The sequence below is a fragment of the Delftia sp. PE138 genome, from assembly GCF_018320755.1.
Taxonomy (GTDB): domain Bacteria; phylum Pseudomonadota; class Gammaproteobacteria; order Burkholderiales; family Burkholderiaceae_C; genus Comamonas; species Comamonas tsuruhatensis.
Genome location: NZ_JABEPN010000001.1, coordinates 1,462,038 through 1,479,761, shown reverse-complemented (window position 1 = coordinate 1,479,761; position 17,724 = coordinate 1,462,038). Strand labels below are relative to the sequence as shown.

The following is a 17,724-nucleotide window of genomic DNA, read 5'->3' as shown; positions in this document are numbered from 1 at the left end:
GGCGGTGTATCAGTAGCTGTACACGCCGCGGCCCGTCTTGCGGCCCAGGCGGCCGGCGGCCACCATTTCCTTGAGCAGGGGGCAGGGACGGTACTTGCTGTCGCCGAATTCCTTGAGGTAGACCTCCATCACGGCCAGGCACACGTCCAGGCCGATCATGTCGGCCAGGGCCAGCGGGCCGATGGGCTGGTTGCAGCCCAGCTTCATGCCGGCGTCGATGTCCTCGGCCGATGCCAGGCCTTCGGCCAGCACGAAGAAGGCCTCGTTGATCATGGGCACCAGGATGCGGTTGACCACGAAGCCGGGTGCGTTCTTCACGGTGATGGGGCTCTTGCCCAGGCGCTCGGACAGTTCCTTGACCGTGGCGTGCGTCTCGTCGCTGGTCTGCAGGCCGACGATGATCTCCACCAGCGCCATCATGGGCACGGGGTTGAAGAAGTGCATGCCGATGAACTTGTCGGCACGGCCCGTCACGGCGGCCAGCTGTGTGATGGAGATGGACGAGGTGTTGGTGGCGACGATGACGTCGGCATCCAGCAGGGCGTCCAGCTGCTTGAGGATCTTGACCTTGAGCTCGTAGTTCTCGGTGGCGGCCTCGATGACCAGCTGCGCGCCCTTGAGCGCCGCGTAGTCGGTCGATGTCTTGATGCGGGCCAGGGCGGCGGCCTTGTCGGCCTCGGTCAGCTTTTCCTTCTTGATCAGGCGGTCCAGGCTGCCCGAGACGGTGGCCACGCCCTTCTGGACGGCGGCATCGGAGATGTCCACCATGACCACGTCGATGCCCGATACCGCGCAGGCCTGCGCGATGCCGTTGCCCATGGTGCCTGCGCCGATGATGCCTACGGTTTGAATTGCCATGACTGTCAGTCTCCTCAAACGAACAAAGTGAATGCGAACGTGAATGCGATCCAGTGATCGTAGCGGGATTCGGAGCATCCACCGGGTTTGCCCCGGCTTGCGGCGCCGCGCAGGCGACTGCAACAGTGGATGGCTACACCGCAGGGGAGGGGGAGGCATGCTGGACTACATCGTGATCGGAGGCGGCTCGGCGGGCTCGGTGCTGGCCGGGCGGCTCAGCGAGGATGCGCAGACGCAGGTGGCGCTGCTGGAGGCCGGGCCGGCCGACTCCAGCGTGCTCATCCACTGTCCGGCAGGCATGGCCGCCATGGCCAAGGGCGGTCGCCACAGCTGGGGCCTGTCCACCGTGCCGCAGCCGGGCCTGGGCGGGCGGCGTGGCCACCAGCCGCGCGGCAAGGTGCTGGGCGGCTCCAGCGCGGTCAACGCCATGGTCTATGTGCGCGGCCAGCCGGCCGACTACGACCACTGGGCGGCCCAGGGCAATCCGGGCTGGAGCTGGAGCGAAGTCCTGCCCTACTTCCTGCGCGCCGAGCACAACGAGCGCGGCGCCGATGCCTGGCACGGCACGGGCGGGCCCCTGAACGTGGCCGAGCTGCGCGATCCCAACCCGCTGTCCCGGGCCTTCGTGCAGGCGGGCGTGCAGGCCGGCCATGCGCACAACGCGGATTTCAACGGCCAGGCGCAGGAGGGCGTGGGCCTGTACCAGGTCACCCAGCGCAATGGCGAGCGCCACCACGTCGCCAAGGCCTATCTGGCGCCGCACCGTGCCAGGCCCAATCTGCGCGTGGAAACGGGTGCCCAGGTGCTGCGCATTCTGTTCGAGGGCCGGCGCGCCGTGGGCGTGGAGTACCTGCAGGGCGGTACGGTGCAGCAACTGCACTGCCGGCGCGAGGTGCTGCTTTGCGGCGGCGCACTGCTGTCGCCGCAGCTGCTGATGCTGTCTGGCGTGGGGCCGGGCGATCACCTGCGTTCGCTGGGCATCGATGTGGTCCACCACCTGCCCGGCGTGGGCGCCCATCTGCATGACCACCCGGATGTGGTGCTGGTGGTCGATGGCGCGCAGCTGACCGACAGCTTCGGCCTGTCACTGGGCGGTGCGCGCAGATTGCTGGCCGCCGTGGGCCAATGGCGCAGCCAGCGGCGCGGCATGCTGACCACCAACTTTGCCGAGGCGGGCGGCTTCATCCGCAGCAGCCCTGGCGAGGCTGCGCCCGACCTGCAGCTGCACTTCGTGGTGGCCAAGCTGGTGGACCATGGGCGCAAGACGGTCTGGGGCCACGGCTATTCCCTGCATGTCTGCGTGCTGCAGCCGGCCAGCCGCGGCAGCCTGCGTCTGGCCAGTGCCGACCCGCTGGCCCTGCCGCTGGTGGATCCGGCCTTTTTCTCCGACGCGCAGGACCTGCGGCGCATGGTGAACGGCGTGCGCCGCGCCCGCGAGATCCTGGCCCAGCCGGCGCTGGCGGCCCTGGGCGGGCGCGAGATGCCGGCCTCGGCCGGCGCACAGGACGATGCGGGCATCGAGGCCTTCATCCGCAGCCATGCCGACACCATCTACCACCCCGTGGGCAGCTGCCGCATGGGGCCGGGGCCCATGGACGTGGTCGATGCGCAGCTGCGTGTCTACGGCATCAAGGGCCTGCGCGTGGTCGATGCCTCGGTCATGCCGCGCATCGTCAGCGGCAACACCAATGCGCCCACGGTGATGATCGCGGAGAAGGCGGTGGAAATGATCCGCGCCGCAGCGCGCTGAAGAACGGCCGGATCTCAGGCCCTGAAGCGCCTGCGCGTCATCGCCAGCGCAAACCAGTAGGCCGCCACCGTGGTGGCGGCCAGCACCAGGCCGTGGCGCAGCGGGTGGGCCGGCCACTCGTCCATGAATAGCGGGCGCACCAGCTCCACGGCATTGGTCAGCGGCAGCCAGTCCGAGGCCAGGCGCACGGCCTCGGGCAGCTGCTCGCGCGGGAAGAACACGCCGGACAGGAACATCATGGGCGTGAGCACCAGGGTGAAGTAGTAGGTGAAGAAGTCATAGCCCTTGGCCAGGGCGTTGAAGATCAGCGCGATGCTGGAGAACATGATGCCCACGCACAGCAGCACGGGCCAGGCCACCAGCAGCCTGGGCGAATGGCTGATGCCCAGCGCCAGCATCACGCCCAGGATGGCGGTGACCGTGAACAGCGCCTTGAAGGCGGCCCAGAGCATCTCGGCCAGCAGCACGCTGTCCAGGCTGATGGGCGCGTTCATGATGCCGTCCCAGGTCTTTTGCACATGCATGCGCGAGAAGGCCGAGTACAGCGCCTCGAAGCTGGCGGCATTCATGGCGCTCATGCAGATGGAGCCGCTGGCCAGGAACAGGATGTAGGGCACCTGCCGGCCCGTGGCGCCCACGGTGACCTCGCCCACCAAGGCGCCCATGCCGTAGCCGAAGGCCACCAGCCACATCAGCGGCTCGGCGATGTTGCCGATCAGGCTGGGCAGGGCCAGCTTGCGCCACACCAGCAGGTTGCGCAGGAACACCGGCCACCAGCGCAGCGACAGGTCGGGGGGGCGCCAGATGCTGGGGGTGTCCGATGCGGGTTCGGTCATGGTGGTTCAGCCGTCGGTTCTGATCTGTCGGCCGGTGAGCTTGAGGAACAGGTCCTCCAGGTTGGCCGGGCGGTGCAGGGTGCGCAGGTGGCTGTGCGCGGCCAGCGCCTGCAGCAGCGGGCGCGCGTCGTGCGTATAGAAGAAGACGGTGTCGCCACTGACCTCGGTGCGCCCGGCCAGGGGGCGCAGTGCCGTGTCATGCGCCAGGCCCAGGGCGCCGTTGCCGTAGGCCTCGACCACTTCGGGCTCCAGGTGCTCGGCGATGAGTTCGCGCGGGCGGCCTTCGGCGATCTTGCGGCCGTGGTCCAGCACCAGCAGCCGGGAGCACAGGCGCTCGGCCTCGTCCATGAAATGCGTGGTCAGCAAGATGGCCTTGCCCTGCTGCAGCAGCCACTGCAGACGCTCCCAGATCAGGTGGCGTGCCTGCGGGTCCAGGCCCGTGGTGGGTTCGTCCAGCAGCAGCAGGCGCGGGTCGTTGACCAGGGCGCGCGCCAGGGACAGGCGCCGTTTCATGCCGCCGGACAACTCGCCCGGCCTGGCCGCGGCCTTGTGCGACAGCGCCGCGAAGTCCAGCAGCTGCGGTATGCGGTCACGCATCTGCGCCGTACCCAGTCCGAAGTAGCGCGCGTAGACGCCCAGGTTTTCCGCGCAGCTGAAGTCGGGGTCCAGCGTGTCGTTCTGCGAGACCACGCCCAGCCGCGCCTTGATGGCCAGTGCATCGGCAGGCATGTGCAGCGGCGGCGAGCCGTCTTCGGGGTGGTAGAGAACATGGCCCGCATCGGGTGCCGTCAGGCCCAGGCAGATGCGCAGCGTGGTGGTCTTGCCCGCGCCATTGGGGCCGATCACGCCCAGGCATTCGCCGGGAGCGATGGAAAAGGACAGGTCATCGACCACCGTGGTGTCGCCGTAGCGCTTGCGCAGGTTCAGGGCGTCGAAGAGCGCGGGCATGGAGCGTTTTCCTGGGGTCCGGGGCTAGCGCGCAGGCTTGGCGGCCAGTGCGGGCCTGGCCGGCGCATCCGGCGTCTCCGGCGTCTCCGATACAGCTGGCGCATCGGCGCAGGCCTGCTGCTGCGGTGGGCTCAGCCGCACCTGCGTCCAGCAGTCACGCCCGCGGCGCTTGGCAGCGTAGAGCGCGGCATCGGCGGCAGGCAGCAGCATTTCCAGGCGCAGGCCGTCCCAGACCTGGGGCGCGTGGGCGCAGCCGGCACTGAAGCGGACTTCGAAGCCCAGCGTCTGCGTCGAGGCCTGCAGCAGCGCCGACTGCAGCCGGGTGCACAGGGTATCCACACCGTCGTCCGTGGTGTAGAGCAGCAGGCAGAACTCCTCGCCACCCCAGCGCGCAGCGATTTCGTCACTGCGCAATTGCTGCTGCAGCAGGCGGGCGAAGAGGCACAGCGTACGGTCGCCCGTGGCATGGCCGTATTCGTCGTTGACATGCTTGAAGTGGTCCAGGTCCAGCATCACCAGGGCCAGGGCCTGCCGGTGGCGCTGGGCATGCGCCAGCATGGCGGGGGCGCGCTCCAGCAGGGCGCGGCGGTTGGGCAGGCCGGTGAGCATGTCCTGCAAGGCCATGTCGCGCAGCTGCTGGTTGGTCTCGTCGCGCCAGGCCACCAGCACGGCCACCATCAGCAGCGTGCTGCTCAGCGTGACCAGCAGGGCGAATATCTGGTTGGCGCCGCTGTCGGCCGTGAAGCTGGGCAGGAAGGGCGTGGCCAGGGCCAGGTAGCTGCGCACCAGAAGTACCAGCCCCATGAAGACGGCCACGCCGCACATCAGATAGCGCCAGCTGCGTGCCACGGGGCGGCGTGGCGCCAGGCACAGGCCGGCCAGCGCCAGCAGGCTCAGTCCGTGGGCGGCGCTGAACCAGCCGGTGCGCAAGGACAAGTGGGGCAGCAGCAGGGTGAAGCCCAGCGGCCCCAGAAAGCACAGCGCGATCAGGCCGCGTTCCAGCCAGGGCGGCCGGGGCCCCAGCCATTCGCGCAAGGCGCGCGCCATCTGCCACTGTGCCGATGCCGCGCAGGCTGCTGCGCCCAGCGACAGCAGTTCGCGCGAGAGCAGGCCTTGCGGCAGGCGGCTGGCGATGAGGATGAAGATCCAGGCACCGGCCTGGATCAGGAAGAAATGCTGGGCATGGCGCGCGGCACCGCTGACGCGCCGCCCCATGGCCAGCGGCAGGGCGGCCGACATGGCCATCATGTTGAGGGCCACGACCGAGGTCATGGAGAAAAAATCCAGGGTGGGCAGCGTGGATGGCATGTGCGTCCCTGGATGGCGGTGCTAAGCGGGGCCCTTGGCAGCAGGTGGCCGGTGGCGGGGCGCTACTGGAACGCCACCTCCGCGAAGCTGCGCAGCTTGCGGCTGTGCAGGCGCTGGGTGCCGCCCTCGCGCAGGATGTCGATGGCGCGCATGCCGATGCGCAGATGCTGGTCCACGCGCTCGCGGTAGAAGTGGTTGGCCATGCCGGGCAGCTTGATCTCGCCGTGCAGCGGCTTGTCGGACACGCACAGCAGCGTTCCATAGGGCACGCGGAAGCGGAAGCCGTTGGCCGCGATGGTGGCGCTTTCCATGTCCAGTGCCACGGCGCGGCTCTGGCTGAAGCGCAGCTGGGGCAGGTTGTTGGGCAGCAGCTCCCAGTTGCGGTTGTCGGTGCTGGCCACGGTGCCGGTGCGCATGATGCGCTTGAGGTCGGGGCCGTCCATCTGCGTGACGTCGGCCACGGCCTGCTGCAGTGCCAGCTGGATTTCGGCCAGCGCGGGAATGGGCACCCACAGCGGCAGCTCTTCGTCCAGCACATGGTCCTCGCGCACATAGGCGTGGGCCAGCACGTAGTCGCCCAGCTGCTGGCTGTTGCGCAGGCCCGCGCAGTGGCCCAGCATCATCCAGGCGTGCGGGCGCAGCACGGCAATGTGGTCGGTGATGGTCTTGGCATTGGCCGGCCCCACGCCGATGTTGACCATGGTGATGCCGCTGTGGTCGGCGCGCACCAGGTGGTAGGCCGGCATCTGCGGCAGGCGCGGCGGCGGCGTGCCCAGCTCGTCATTGGGCTGGGCCGGCAGGCCGGTGCGGCGCGTGACCACGTTGCCGGGCTCGATGAAGGCCACGTACTCGCTGTCCTCCCGGGCCATCTCGGCGTGGCCCAGGCGGATGAACTCGTCGATGTAGAACTGGTAGTTGGTGAACAGCACGAAGTTCTGGAACCACTCCGGCTGGGTGCCCGTGTAGTGGCGCAGCCGGTGCAGCGAATAGTCCACGCGCGGGGCCGTGAACAGCGACAGCGGCAGGGCCTCGCCCGGCTGGGGGCGCCAGGTGCCGTTGGCGATGCCGTCGTCCATGGCCTCGAGGTCGGGCAGGTCGAACACATCGCGCATCAGCTGCCGGCGCTCGCGCGACAGCGTGCCTTCGATGTGGTCGTTCTCAGCAAACGAGAAGTGGATGGGGATGGGCTTGTCGCTCAGGCCCACTTCCAGCGGCACGCCGTGGCTCTTGATCAGCAGGCGGAACTGCTCGGCGTAGTAGCGCGAGAACAGGTCGGGCCGCGTGAGCGTGGCCTCGTGCGTGCCCGGGCCCTCGACGAAGCCGTAGGCCAGCTGCGTGTCCGCGCGTGACACGGTGGCCGTATGCATGCGCACGAAGGGGTAGTAGGCGTGGACGGGGGCGGCCGGGGTTTCACCGGAGACGAAGCGCTGCATGTTCGTGCGCAGGTGCTCTATCTGCTCCCGGTAGATCTGCTGTACGTGCTCCAGGGCCCGCTGGGGGTCGGTGTGCAAGGTGGCTGCGGCCCTTGAGGCCTGCGAGGGGTTGTGAAGCGAAACCATGGGCTATTGTCGTTGGACTGGATGACTGTTGTGCAACTGCCAGGCGCGCGCTCTGTCGGCCGGCATGGGCGGCGCCACAAGGTACCCCTGCATCATGCCGCAGCCCAGGTCGCGCAAAAGCTCCAATTGGGCAGGTGTTTCCACGCCTTCAGCGACGATGTCCAGATGCAGGCTGTGGCCCATCTGCACGATGGCGGTGACGATGGCCGTGTCGTCCTCGCTATCGGGCACGTCGGCGATGAAGGACCGGTCTATCTTGAGCTGGTTGATGGGGTGGCGGCGCAGATAGGCCAGCGAGGAATAGCCGGTGCCGAAGTCGTCGATGGCCAGGCCCACGCCCAGGGCCTGCAGCGCCTGCAAGGTGTCCTGCACCTGGCCGCTGGTGTGCATCAGCGTGGACTCTGTCAGCTCGATGTGCAGCCAGCGCGCTTCCAGGCCGGTTTCCTCCAGCACCAGGGCCACCTCGCGCGCCATGTTGCGCTGGCGAAATTCCAGCGCGGAGACATTCACGGACAGGGGTACGGGCCGCAGCCCCTCGTCCTGCCACTGGCGAGCCTGGCGGCAGGCCTCGCGCAGCACCCAGTGGTCTATGGCCGAGATCAGGCCGCGCGCCTCGGCAAAGCCGATGAACTCGCCGGGCAGCACCAGGCCGCGCTGCGGGTGGCGCCAGCGCACCAGGGCCTCGAAGCCCGCCAGCCGGCCATCGGCCGTGAAGGTCTGGGGCTGGTAGTGCAGCTCGAACTCTCCGCGCTCCAGCGCGCCGCGCAGTTGCTGCTCCTGCATCAGCATCTGGGTGGCCTGGCCGCCGTGGGCGGGTGCGTAGAACTGCAGGTTGCGCCGGCCGCTGTCCTTGGCCGTATGCGTGGCGCTTTCGGCGCGGTTGAGCAGTTCCTCGGCGCTTTTTCCGTCGCCCGGGTACATGGCGATGCCCATGCATGGCGAGACCACCAGCGGCGTGCCGTCGATGGTGCAGGGTGCCTCGATGATGCGTTGCAGGTGCCTGGCCTGGGTCTCGGTCTCCTGCGGATCGGGATCATCGGTGAGCACGACCACGAATTCGTCGCCGCCCACGCGCGCCACCAGATCATGGGCGCGCACGCTGCCGCGCAGGCGCTGGGCGACCTCGCACAGCAGCAGGTCGCCGGCCTGGTGGCCCAGCGAGTCGTTGATGGTCTTGAAATGGTCCAGGTCGATGAGGAGCACGGCCAGCGTGCGCTGCTTGACCGAGGCCAGCGACAGCGCCTGGCGCAGCATCTGGATCAGGCGCACCCGGTTGGGCAGCTGGGTCAGCTGGTCGTGCTGGGCCAGGAAGTCCATGCGCTCCTGGGCCAGCTGGCGCAGCGTGATGTCGCGCACCAGCACGATGCGGTAGGGCCTGCCCCCGGCCGGCATGGTCTTGGCCTCGATCTCCACGGGAATGCGGTGGCCGTCCTTGTGCTGGAGGGCGCCATCGAAACGGTCCTCGCGGCCGCTGCGCATGTACTGCAGCGCGTAGAGGCGGAATTCCGGGCAGATGTAGTCGAGGATGGGGCGGCCGATCAGCTCGTCCAGCGTGTAGCCGGCCAGGCGGGACAGGGCCTCGTTGCCGTCGATGATGAGGCCGTCGCGGTGCATGACGATGGCCTCGGTCGTGACCTCGGTGAACTTGCGCATGCGCTCTTCGCTGTCACGCACCTTCTGCGCCACATGGTGGTGGTGGCTCACGTCGGTGATCTGCACCACGGCGCCCTGCAGCCGGCCCTGCTCGAAGTGCGGCATCAGCAGCGACTCGATATGGCGAGGCGGGCCGTCCGGCTGGGGCACTTCGCGCTCGTAGCGCACATGCTCGCCGCGCAGGCCGCGCTCCACCTGCGGCGCGATGAGCTGCCACACGGCCTCGCCCACGATCTCGCGCACGGTCTTGCCCACGGCCTCGGCGGGCGTCAAGCCGAAATTGCGTGCGTAGTTGATGTTGGCGAAGCGGCAGCGCAGCGTGCGCGCATCGAAATAGGCCAGCATGGCCGGAGCCGTGTCTGCTATCAGCCGCAACAGCGCATCATCGGGCCCCGTGTCTTGCGCATCGATGTTCTCTGGCATGCGTCCCCCTCGCTGGGGATTTATAGCGGAATCGCAGAGATTTTGATAGCGCTCTTGTGCGAGGGTGAGCGGCCGCTGACGCGTGGGGGCGCGTGCGGCTGTCGGGCATCAGGGGCCGCCGTGGCGGCCTGTCTTTTTTTTGCAGCGCCGCATCAAGGGCAGGCGCGGCCGGGCGCGGTGCGGCGCAATGTGGTAGCCCTTGCGGGCGCCTTACTTGAGCAGTTCCTGCACCTGGCCCAGCGCGGCCTGGGCGCATTTGTCGTCCAGGTGGCCGCCAGGCGCTCCGCCGATGCCCACGGCGCCGATCACCTCGTTGCCCACCTTCACCGGCAGGCCACCGCCCAGCAGCAGGTAGCCGGGAATATTCACCAGGTTGGCGGCGCCGGGGTTCTTCTGCGCGCCTTCCATGATGGCCAGCGTGCTGTTCTTGGCCGATGCGGCCGTGTAGGCCTTCAGGCGGCTGGCCTCCAGCGTGTGGGGGCCGGCATTGTCGGCGCGCTGCACGGCGCGCACGGTGCCGGCGCGGTCCACCACGGTGGCGGTGACGGCATGGCCGTCGGCGGCGCAGGCGGCCACGCTGCGTGCGGCGATCTGGTTGGCCAGCTCCAGCGACATGTTCTTTTCCGTGCGCACGGCATCGGCCTGGGCGGCGGTGGCGATAAGGCCAAGGGTCAGGGTGGCGAGGGTGGCGAGCTTGGTGGTGCGGCGTTGCATGGTCTTCTCCTTGGGGGTCAGGACGGCCCGGGACACAAGCCCGGACGGCATGCATGCACTGTAGAAAATGCCGTCGCCGCGCACCATTCGGACGGCTACGCGCGCCGCTGCGTAGAAATACGGAGAAGCCAGGCGCGCTGGGCGCGGCGATGGAACTTCAGGCGCCTGCCGCCGGATCGGCCAGGCTGGCGTAGCGGCGTATGAGCTGCGCCAGGCTGGGCGCATCCAGCTTGGCGAACAGGTTGGCGCGGTGCGTCTCCACCGTGCGGGGCGACAGCTCCAGGCTGCGGCCTATCTCCTTGTTGGTCAGCCCCTGCACGATCAGCCCCAGCACCTCGCGTTCGCGCGCGGAAAGCTGCGCAAAGCGCTGCTGGGCATCGCGGTCGGCCTGCTGGCGTTCGCGCGACTGCACATGCTGGCGCACGGCGCTTTGCAGCGCATCGATCAGCACTTCGTCGTCCACGGGCTTTTCCAGGAACTCGGCCGCGCCGGCCTTGAAGGCGCGTCGGCACATGTCCACCGTGCCATGGCCGGTGAGCATGATCACGGGCTGGTCCACACCCTGCTCCATCAGCCGGCCCAGCAGGGCCAGCCCGCCGATGCCGGGCATGCGCACGTCCAGCACGATGGCGCCTATGCCCTGGCGGTCCAGCCCGTCGAGAAAGGCCAGCGGATCGGCCCAGCACTGCACGCGCAGGCCCACGGTGCCGATCAGCAGGGCCAGGCTGTCGCGCACGGCCTCGTCGTCATCGACCAGATGGATCAGCGGGGACAGGTCTTGGGCGGGCGCGGCAGTCATGGGGTCAGTGGTTCCTGAGGGGCGTTGGGTGCGGCAGGTGCCGGGCCATGGGCCGCAGGCAGCAGCAGCTCGAAGCGCGCTCCGCCTTGCGGCGGGGTGGCGGCGGATGCGGCCAGCTCCAGGCTGCCGCCCATGGATTCGGCCAGGCTCTGGCTGAGCGTCAGGCCCAGTCCCAGGCCCTGGGCGCGGCCCGTGGCAAACGGGGTGAACAGGCGCTGGCGCATCTCGGGCGCCACGCCGGGGCCGCTGTCGTGCACGGCCACCATCAGGCGGCTGTCGCGGCGTGCCAGCTCCACCCGCAGATGGCGGGCTGCGGGCGGCTGCTCGTCCATGGCCTGCAGTGCATTGACCAGCAGGTTGTGCAGTATCTGCTGCACCGCCACGGGGTCGGCCTGGGCGGCGGGCAGATCGGCGGCCTGCACCATGACCTGAACCTGGCGGCGCCGCAGCTCGGGCTCCAGCAGATACAGCGCCTCGGCAACGGCCTGGCCCAGATCCAGCGGCTCGGCCTGGGGCGCCAGCCCCGGCCGCTCCACCAGGCGGCGCAGCCTGCCCACCACGGCCGATGCGCGCTTGGCCTGCTCGGCAGCCTGCCCCATGGCCTGGCGTGCGGCGTCCATCTCGGGCGGGTCCTCGGCCAGCAGGCGGCGCGCGGCCTGGCTGTTGGACAGCACGGCCGTCAGCGGCTGGTTCAGCTCATGCGCCATGCCGGCCGCCAGTTCGCCCAGCGTATTGAGCCGCGCCACCTGGCCCAGCTGCAGCAATTGCTCGGCGCGGCGGCGGGCCACGCGCTGGCGCAGCAGGGTGCGCAGCCCGGCCACCGCCAGCGCACAGCCCAGGGCCCAGCCCAGCATGGCCGTCCAGGGCAGTACCGAGGCGTCCAGCGGCTGGCGCAGGTGCAGCACCAGAGGCTGGCTGGGCGAGGCCAGGGTCTTGCTCACCTCCCACGACCATGTGTTCCAGCCGTGCGCGGCGGCTCGGCCCGGCTGGATCACGAATTCCTGCCCGCCCAGGGCCAGCCATGCGCGCACCGGGCTGGTGGCGGGCGGCAGCGGCCACTCGTCGGCGGGAATCGTGGCGCGCAGGTCCAGCAGCAGCGCGTAGCTGGCCGGCAGCCCGGCCTGCACCAGGTACAGCCGGCCCCGGACCAGGTCGGCCAGGGCCAGTTCGGCCTGGCCGCTGGCCTGGGAGCGGCGCTCGGCCTCGGCCATGCCGGGCGGCCAGGTCTCGGGCCAGGGCTCGCCTGCGGTGGCCGCGCGGCGCGCCACATCCAGCACCTGGGGATACAGGCGCTGCAGCTGCCTCCATGGCGCCTGGCCGGATGCGGGTTGGCGCGGCTGCAGCAGCGCCAGCGTGCCCAGAATGGCGTCGTGCTGCACCATGCGCTGGCTCAGCAGCCGGTGGGCAATGCGGGCATCGGTGTCGAAGACCTCGCGCAGCGACTGCAGGCGCCCATGCGCCAGCCAGGCCGCGCCACAGCCTGCGGCCACGGCCCAGGCCAGCACCCACCCCGCTGATCGCTGCCATCCATTCATGGCGCGGATTCTGTCATGCGGCTCGCGCACGCGGTGGGCACGCGGTGGTCTAATCCGAAGCACCCCCCCACGTACCGCAGCGCAGCATGGCCGAACCCACTCCCTCTACTGCCAACGCTCCCGCCCCCGCTTCCGCGGCCGGCTGGATGGCGCCGCACAGCCTGCTTCGCATCTCGGTGGCCGTGGCCCTGCTGACCATCGTGCTCAAGACCCTGGCCTGGTGGCTGACGGGATCGGTGGGCCTGCTGTCGGATGCGCTCGAATCCTTCGTCAACCTGGCGGGCGCCGTGTTCGCGCTGACCATGGTCACCATCGCCAAGCGGCCGGCGGACACCGACCATCCCTATGGGCACCACAAGGCCGAGTACTTCTCTGCGGGCTTCGAGGGCATCCTGGTCATCGGAGCCAGCCTGGCCATTGGCTGGGCGGCGCTGGCGCGGCTGTGGAACCCGCAGCCGCTGGAGCAGCTGGGCTGGGGCCTGGCGCTGTCCGTGGCCAGCTCTGCCCTCAACGGCCTGCTGGCCGTGGCCATGCTGCGTTCGGCGCGCCAGCACCGCTCCATGGCGCTGGAGGGCGATGCCCGCCATCTGCTCACCGATGTCTGGACCTCGGCCGGCGTGGTCATCGGCCTGATGGGCGCAGCGCTCACAGGCTGGCTGTGGCTGGACGCGGCCGTGGCCATCGGGGTTGCAATCAACATCTGCGTGCAGGGCGCGCAACTGGTCTGGCAGTCTTCCCAGGGCCTGATGGACCAGGCCCTGGACGCGCCCGAGCGCCTGCGCATCGACGCCGTTCTGGACCGCCATGCGCACCGCGCGCATGGCGTGGTCTTTGACAACATCTCCAGCCGGCGCGCCGGCGAGCGCAGCTTTGCCGACCTGCACATGCATGTGCCCGGCGACTGGAGCGTGGCCCGCGCCGCGCGGCTGCGCACCGAGATAGAGGCCGAACTGCTGCAGGCCGTGCCCGGCCTGTACGCGCGCATAGAGCTGCTGCCGCTGGGCATGCAGACAGCCATGGAAGCCGCCATCGAGGCGGCAGGCCAGGCGGACACTTCTTCCCCATCCACCGACAAGAACCCGAACCCCGAACCATGATCAGCATCCTGCAGCGCGTGCAACAGGCCCGCGTGGAAATCGATGGCCAGGTCGCCGGCAGCATAGGCCCTGGCCTGCTGGCCCTGGTCTGCGCAGAGCGCGGCGACACCGAGGCCGAAGCCGACAAGCTGCTGGCCAAGATGCTCAAGCTGCGCATCTTTGCCGACGACGCGGGCAAGATGAACCGCAGCGTGCAGGACCTGGACGGGCAGGGCGCCTGCGGCGGCCTGCTCATCGTCAGTCAGTTCACGCTGGCGGCCGACACCGGCGGCGGCAACCGCCCCAGCTTCACGCGCGCCGCGCCACCGGCCGAGGGCGAGCGCCTGTACGACTACATCGTCCAGCGGGCGCGCGCCCTGCATCCCGACGTGGCCACGGGCCGCTTCGGGGCCGACATGCAGGTGCACCTGCTCAACGACGGGCCCGTGACCATCCCGCTGTCGATAGCTCCGGCCACCGCGGCATAGCGCGCCGCAGACCTGCTGTTCTGGGGCGGATTCTGGCGCGATCTGCGAGCGCGGCCTGGCCGGAAAAGGGCTGCAAAGACCGTATTCTTGCGGCCTCAGCATTCATCGACAGACCGACGACCATGAAGAACCATCCGTTCAAAGCCTCCACCCTGGCCCTTGCCATGAGCATGGCCCTGGCGTGGAGCGGCGCGGCCGGCGCCGACACCCTCAAGAAGCCCGCGCTGGACGCGCTGGCCCAGGCGCAGCCGGCACCTACCGACTTCGCCAGCTTCCTGAAGCAGGCCGCGGCCGCGCAGCCTGCCATCGCCCAGGCCGTGCAGCGCCATGCCGCAGGCGCCGCGCTCACGGGGGATGAACTCAACCACATCGCCCGCCTGCTGGGCCTGTACACGCGTCTCACGCAGGAGCGGGCCGTGCTGGCCAGCATCGAGCGCATGGTCGCCCTGCCCACGGTGCGCGACCCCAAGGTGCCGCCGCACGAAAGCCCGACCATCCTGGCTTTCGGCGAACTGGTGCAGCAGATGGCCAAGGACTTCGGCCTGCAGTACCGCAACGTGGACAACCGCATCTTCGAGGTCACCCTGCCTGCGAACGCAGCGAACGCGGGCACCGATGAATTCGGCATCCTCACCCATGCCGACGTCGTACCTGCCGTGGCCGCCGAATGGGTGCTGGACGGCAAGCAAATCAACCCATTCGAGGTTACCTTTGTGCCCGGCAACAGCGGGATCACCCTGATGAGCCATCCCCCGGTGCTTGTCCCACCCATGCCTGATCGGATCTACGGGCGCGGCACCATCGACGACAAGGGCTCCATCGCCACTGTGCTGTTCGCCATGAAGGCCGTCAAGGACAGCGGCCTGCCCCTGTCGCGCGGCATACGCCTCATGATCGAGACCACCGAGGAAACCGGCGGCGACGCCATGAAGTACTACCAGGGCAAGACCACGCTGCCTGCCTACAACATCGTGCTGGACAGCAAGTACCCGGCCGTCGTCGCGGAAAAAGGCTCGGGCGCGCTCAAGGCCGTGTTCGACGACGTGAAGACCGACCCAGCCCGCCCGGCCATCACCGCCATGGCCGGCGCCGCCTCGGCCAACGCCATTGCCCAGACCGCCACCGCCACCATCACGGCCAGCGACGAAGCCGCCATTGCCGCCATCGCCGCGCGCCTGCAGGCGGCCAAGGGTGACTTCACCACCAGTTATGTCGGGCAGGGCGGACCGTTCACCATCGACATACAGCACAGCGGCGCGACGGCCACCGTCAAGGTCACGGGCACCTCGGCCCACGGCTCCCGCCCCGAGGAAGGCGTCAACCCCGTGCCGCGCCTGACGCTGTTCCTGCAGCAGGTGCTCATGCCCACCGATGGCGTGGCCCTGGTCCAGCCCAATGCCTACAGCAACGCCCTGCGCTACATCAACGGCGCCTTCGGCCTCGACTACTTCGGCAAGCAGCTGGGCGTTGCCTATGCCGACGACTTCATGGGCCCGCTGACCCTGTCGCCCAACCTCATCAAGGCGGCAGACGGCAAGCTCGAAGTCACCACCAACGTGCGCATGCCGCGCGGCAAGACGCCAGAGCAACTGCGCACCGAAGTCGAGCAGCGCATCACCCGCTGGAGCGAGGCCGCCAAGGTTCCCCTCACCCTGCAGTACACCCAGGGCAACTGGATGGCGCGCGATCCCAAGGGCGCCTGGCTGTCCACCCTGCTCAACATCTTCGGCGACACCACGGGCCTGGACGCCAAGCCCGTGCCCACGGCCGGCAGCACCACGGCCAAGCTCATGCCCAACGCCATCAACTTCGGCCCCGCCATGCCCGGCAAGAAGTACACGGCGCACAACGCGCTCGAATACAAGGAACTGCCCGACCTGCGCGCCGACATGCAGATGTTCACGGAAATGCTGGTGCGCATCGGGAATCTGAAGCAGATGCAGTGACATTCTCCGGCTATTGAAATGCGAAAGCGCCTTGTGAAAGCAAGGCGCTTTTTTTCGTCCAATTCCGCCCAGTCATTCGACACATGAAAGCCGACTGCCCTGGATGCGGCACAGGCCTGCCTGCCCTCAACCTTCCGGACCATGCTCCGCGTATTCCACAAAGGACGGTGCTTCATCAAACAGTTGCAAGAGCAGTTTCAGGCGCCGGGCGTAGAGACTGTGTGGACGATTGAAGGCCTGGGCGGCCAGGGCGATGGCTGCGCGGGCGAGGTACCACTCGTTGTCGAATTCACTGGCGTCCTCGAATACCTTGTGCCGAATTTGCCGGATGTGGTTCAGCGCCAGGTCTGCGGCCAGGTCCACCTCGACATCCGTGTCATGCCAGTCCATGTCGGCACAGCGTGTTTCGATCAGGGCAACCAGCCCCCTCTCTGCGCGGGCAATGGACAGGGCGATCATTTGCTGCATGGTGGGCCAAGCAGCGGTGTCCATCGTGCAGGGCTTGTTCGTTGAGTGCCGTGACGCAGCCATATCGATTCCTTTGTCGTCGCTTCAATGACTCGGGCTTTCTATGCACGATCTATGCACTCAATATTCTATGTACTGTGCATAGAAAATGGCAAGTGTGTTCCATGGCAAAGTGCGCGGATGGCACGCGACGACCCAACCATCTACATGCGTATCCCTCAGGAGTTGAAGGATCTGCTGGATGCCGCTTCCGAAGAGAACCGGCGCTCAATGACTGCCGAGGTCGTGGCTCGGCTACAGCAGACCTTTGCGGCGCCGCACGTTTCGGGCATGGACAGCGGTAGTTCGCAAATGAATCTGGATACCCGCGTCGGTGACGAAACGCTGGAAACCGTGAAGCGTATCGAAGAGCGGTTGCAATCGCTTGCGCAAGCCCTGGCCCTGCCACAGAGCGGCTCTCAGCCAGCCACGGATGGGGCGACGCCGGAAAAATCCACAGGCAAGCGCGTATCGAAGTCAGCGCAGAGTGCGGCGCCGAAGAAGTAGCTTTCTGGCCTCACTGCCTCCAGAAAAACACCCCCGCCATCACTAGCCCCGTCAGCACGATGCCCGCGCGCAGCCATTCGGGCGGGATGCGGCGCGCCAGGCGGGCGCCGCCGTAGCCGCCTGCGGTGGCGGCAATCATCATGATCAGGGCCTGTTCCCACTGCACGACGCCGCCGGCCGCATAGATGGCGACGGCAATGGCCGTGAGCAGGGCGGAGACCAGGTTCTTCATGCCGTTCATGGCATGCAGCCTGGTCTGGCCCAGCAGGCCGAACAGGGCCAGTAGCAGGATGCCCAGGCCGCCGTTGAAGTAGCCGCCGTAGATGGCCACGGCCAGCATGCCGGCGCCGGCTTTGACGGGTGAGGCATGGGCTGCATGCTCGGCGCTGCCGCGTGATGCCATGCGCCTGAGCTGGGGCGCGAAGGCGAACATGGCGGTGGCGGCCAGCAGCAGCCAGGGGACGACCTTGCGGAACAGGTGGTCGGGCGTGACCAGCAGCAGGGCCGCGCCCAGCGAGCCGCCGATGAGCGACAGCACGATGACGCCGCGCATGCCCAGGCCGGGCGGCGGCTCCATGTCCTGGCGAAAGCCCCAGGCACCGGCCATGTAGCCGGGCAGCAGGGCGACGGTGCCGGTGGCGTTGGCGGCCACGGGCGGCACGCCGGTGAAGACCAGGGCGGGCAGGGTGAGGAAGCTGCCGCCTCCGGCAACGGCATTGAGCGCGCCGGCCACGAAGGCGGCGCTCATGAGCAGTGCGATGTCCCACATGGGTGTTGTCTCCTCCTGGGGCCGGGCATCGGCAGGCCGCCGTGGCCT

Annotated in this window: 16 protein-coding genes; 5 read left to right on the top strand and 11 right to left on the bottom strand. The window is 68.7% G+C overall.

What is annotated here, in order from left to right; genetic code table 11:
* Positions 1–9: 9 nt before the first annotated feature.
* Entirely contained in the window at positions 10–858 is an 849-nt protein-coding gene (locus HFGMBDPB_RS06655) for a 3-hydroxybutyryl-CoA dehydrogenase (RefSeq protein WP_016446551.1), read from the bottom strand.
* Positions 859–1,015: 157 nt separating this feature from the next.
* Here HFGMBDPB_RS06655 and HFGMBDPB_RS06650 point away from each other — a divergent pair, with 157 nt between their 5' ends.
* Positions 1,016–2,608 (top strand): GMC family oxidoreductase, encoded by a 1,593-nt coding sequence (locus HFGMBDPB_RS06650; RefSeq protein ID WP_212645101.1) that lies wholly within the window; start codon positions 1,016–1,018, stop codon positions 2,606–2,608.
* 14 nt (positions 2,609–2,622) lie between these two features.
* Here HFGMBDPB_RS06650 and HFGMBDPB_RS06645 read toward each other — a convergent pair whose 3' ends face one another.
* The 8 genes from HFGMBDPB_RS06645 to HFGMBDPB_RS06610 all read right to left on the bottom strand — a co-directional run bounded on the left by HFGMBDPB_RS06645 (position 2,623) and on the right by HFGMBDPB_RS06610 (position 12,383).
* Entirely contained in the window at positions 2,623–3,444 is an 822-nt protein-coding gene (locus tag HFGMBDPB_RS06645; protein ID WP_017406567.1) for an ABC transporter permease, read from the bottom strand.
* Between the two features lie 6 nt (positions 3,445–3,450).
* The gene (locus HFGMBDPB_RS06640; protein ID WP_016446548.1) at positions 3,451–4,392 is read right to left on the bottom strand and encodes an ATP-binding cassette domain-containing protein; all 942 of its coding nucleotides are present in this window, start codon (positions 4,390–4,392) and stop codon (positions 3,451–3,453) included.
* A gap of 24 nt (positions 4,393–4,416) precedes the next feature.
* Positions 4,417–5,700 carry a GGDEF domain-containing protein gene (locus HFGMBDPB_RS06635; protein ID WP_212645100.1) on the bottom strand — a complete coding sequence of 428 codons (1,284 nt, stop codon included), beginning with the start codon at positions 5,698–5,700 and terminating at the stop codon, positions 4,417–4,419.
* Positions 5,701–5,762: 62 nt separating this feature from the next.
* Positions 5,763–7,259: an AMP nucleosidase gene (locus tag HFGMBDPB_RS06630; protein WP_016446546.1), complete on the bottom strand. Its 1,497-nt coding sequence runs from the start codon at positions 7,257–7,259 to the stop codon at positions 5,763–5,765.
* A gap of 3 nt (positions 7,260–7,262) precedes the next feature.
* Positions 7,263–9,335: a putative bifunctional diguanylate cyclase/phosphodiesterase gene (locus HFGMBDPB_RS06625; RefSeq protein WP_016446545.1), complete on the bottom strand. Its 2,073-nt coding sequence runs from the start codon at positions 9,333–9,335 to the stop codon at positions 7,263–7,265.
* A gap of 210 nt (positions 9,336–9,545) precedes the next feature.
* Positions 9,546–10,049, bottom strand: a complete 504-nt coding sequence (locus tag HFGMBDPB_RS06620; RefSeq protein WP_209799110.1) for a GlcG/HbpS family heme-binding protein — start codon at positions 10,047–10,049, stop codon at positions 9,546–9,548.
* A 157-nt stretch (positions 10,050–10,206) separates the two neighbouring features.
* On the bottom strand, positions 10,207–10,848 hold the full coding sequence (locus HFGMBDPB_RS06615) for a response regulator transcription factor (RefSeq protein WP_016446543.1): 642 nt from the start codon (positions 10,846–10,848) through the stop codon (positions 10,207–10,209).
* Positions 10,845–12,383 carry a sensor histidine kinase gene (locus HFGMBDPB_RS06610; RefSeq protein WP_212645099.1) on the bottom strand — a complete coding sequence of 513 codons (1,539 nt, stop codon included), beginning with the start codon at positions 12,381–12,383 and terminating at the stop codon, positions 10,845–10,847. Before HFGMBDPB_RS06610 ends, HFGMBDPB_RS06615 begins: the two co-directional genes overlap by 4 nt.
* Positions 12,384–12,469: 86 nt before the next feature.
* On the opposite strand from HFGMBDPB_RS06610, the gene HFGMBDPB_RS06605 reads away from it, so the two are divergent.
* The 3 genes from HFGMBDPB_RS06605 to HFGMBDPB_RS06595 all read left to right on the top strand — a co-directional run bounded on the left by HFGMBDPB_RS06605 (position 12,470) and on the right by HFGMBDPB_RS06595 (position 15,893).
* Entirely contained in the window at positions 12,470–13,480 is a 1,011-nt protein-coding gene (locus tag HFGMBDPB_RS06605; protein WP_212645098.1) for a cation diffusion facilitator family transporter, read from the top strand.
* Positions 13,477–13,947, top strand: a complete 471-nt coding sequence (dtd, locus tag HFGMBDPB_RS06600; RefSeq protein WP_034366821.1) for a D-aminoacyl-tRNA deacylase — start codon at positions 13,477–13,479, stop codon at positions 13,945–13,947. The genes HFGMBDPB_RS06605 and dtd overlap by 4 nt, the downstream gene beginning before the upstream one ends.
* A 122-nt stretch (positions 13,948–14,069) precedes the next feature.
* Positions 14,070–15,893 (top strand): dipeptidase, encoded by a 1,824-nt coding sequence (locus HFGMBDPB_RS06595; RefSeq protein ID WP_212645097.1) that lies wholly within the window; start codon positions 14,070–14,072, stop codon positions 15,891–15,893.
* Between the two features lie 126 nt (positions 15,894–16,019).
* Here HFGMBDPB_RS06595 and HFGMBDPB_RS06590 read toward each other — a convergent pair whose 3' ends face one another.
* Positions 16,020–16,385 (bottom strand): hypothetical protein, encoded by a 366-nt coding sequence (locus HFGMBDPB_RS06590; protein WP_249343353.1) that lies wholly within the window; start codon positions 16,383–16,385, stop codon positions 16,020–16,022.
* A 156-nt stretch (positions 16,386–16,541) separates the two neighbouring features.
* On the opposite strand from HFGMBDPB_RS06590, the gene HFGMBDPB_RS06585 reads away from it, so the two are divergent.
* Complete coding sequence (locus HFGMBDPB_RS06585; protein ID WP_212645095.1) at positions 16,542–16,907, top strand: Arc family DNA-binding protein; 366 nt, start codon at positions 16,542–16,544, stop codon at positions 16,905–16,907.
* 10 nt (positions 16,908–16,917) lie between these two features.
* Here HFGMBDPB_RS06585 and HFGMBDPB_RS06580 read toward each other — a convergent pair whose 3' ends face one another.
* Positions 16,918–17,676, bottom strand: a complete 759-nt coding sequence (locus HFGMBDPB_RS06580; protein ID WP_088165982.1) for a sulfite exporter TauE/SafE family protein — start codon at positions 17,674–17,676, stop codon at positions 16,918–16,920.
* Between the last annotated feature and the right edge of the window lie 48 nt (positions 17,677–17,724).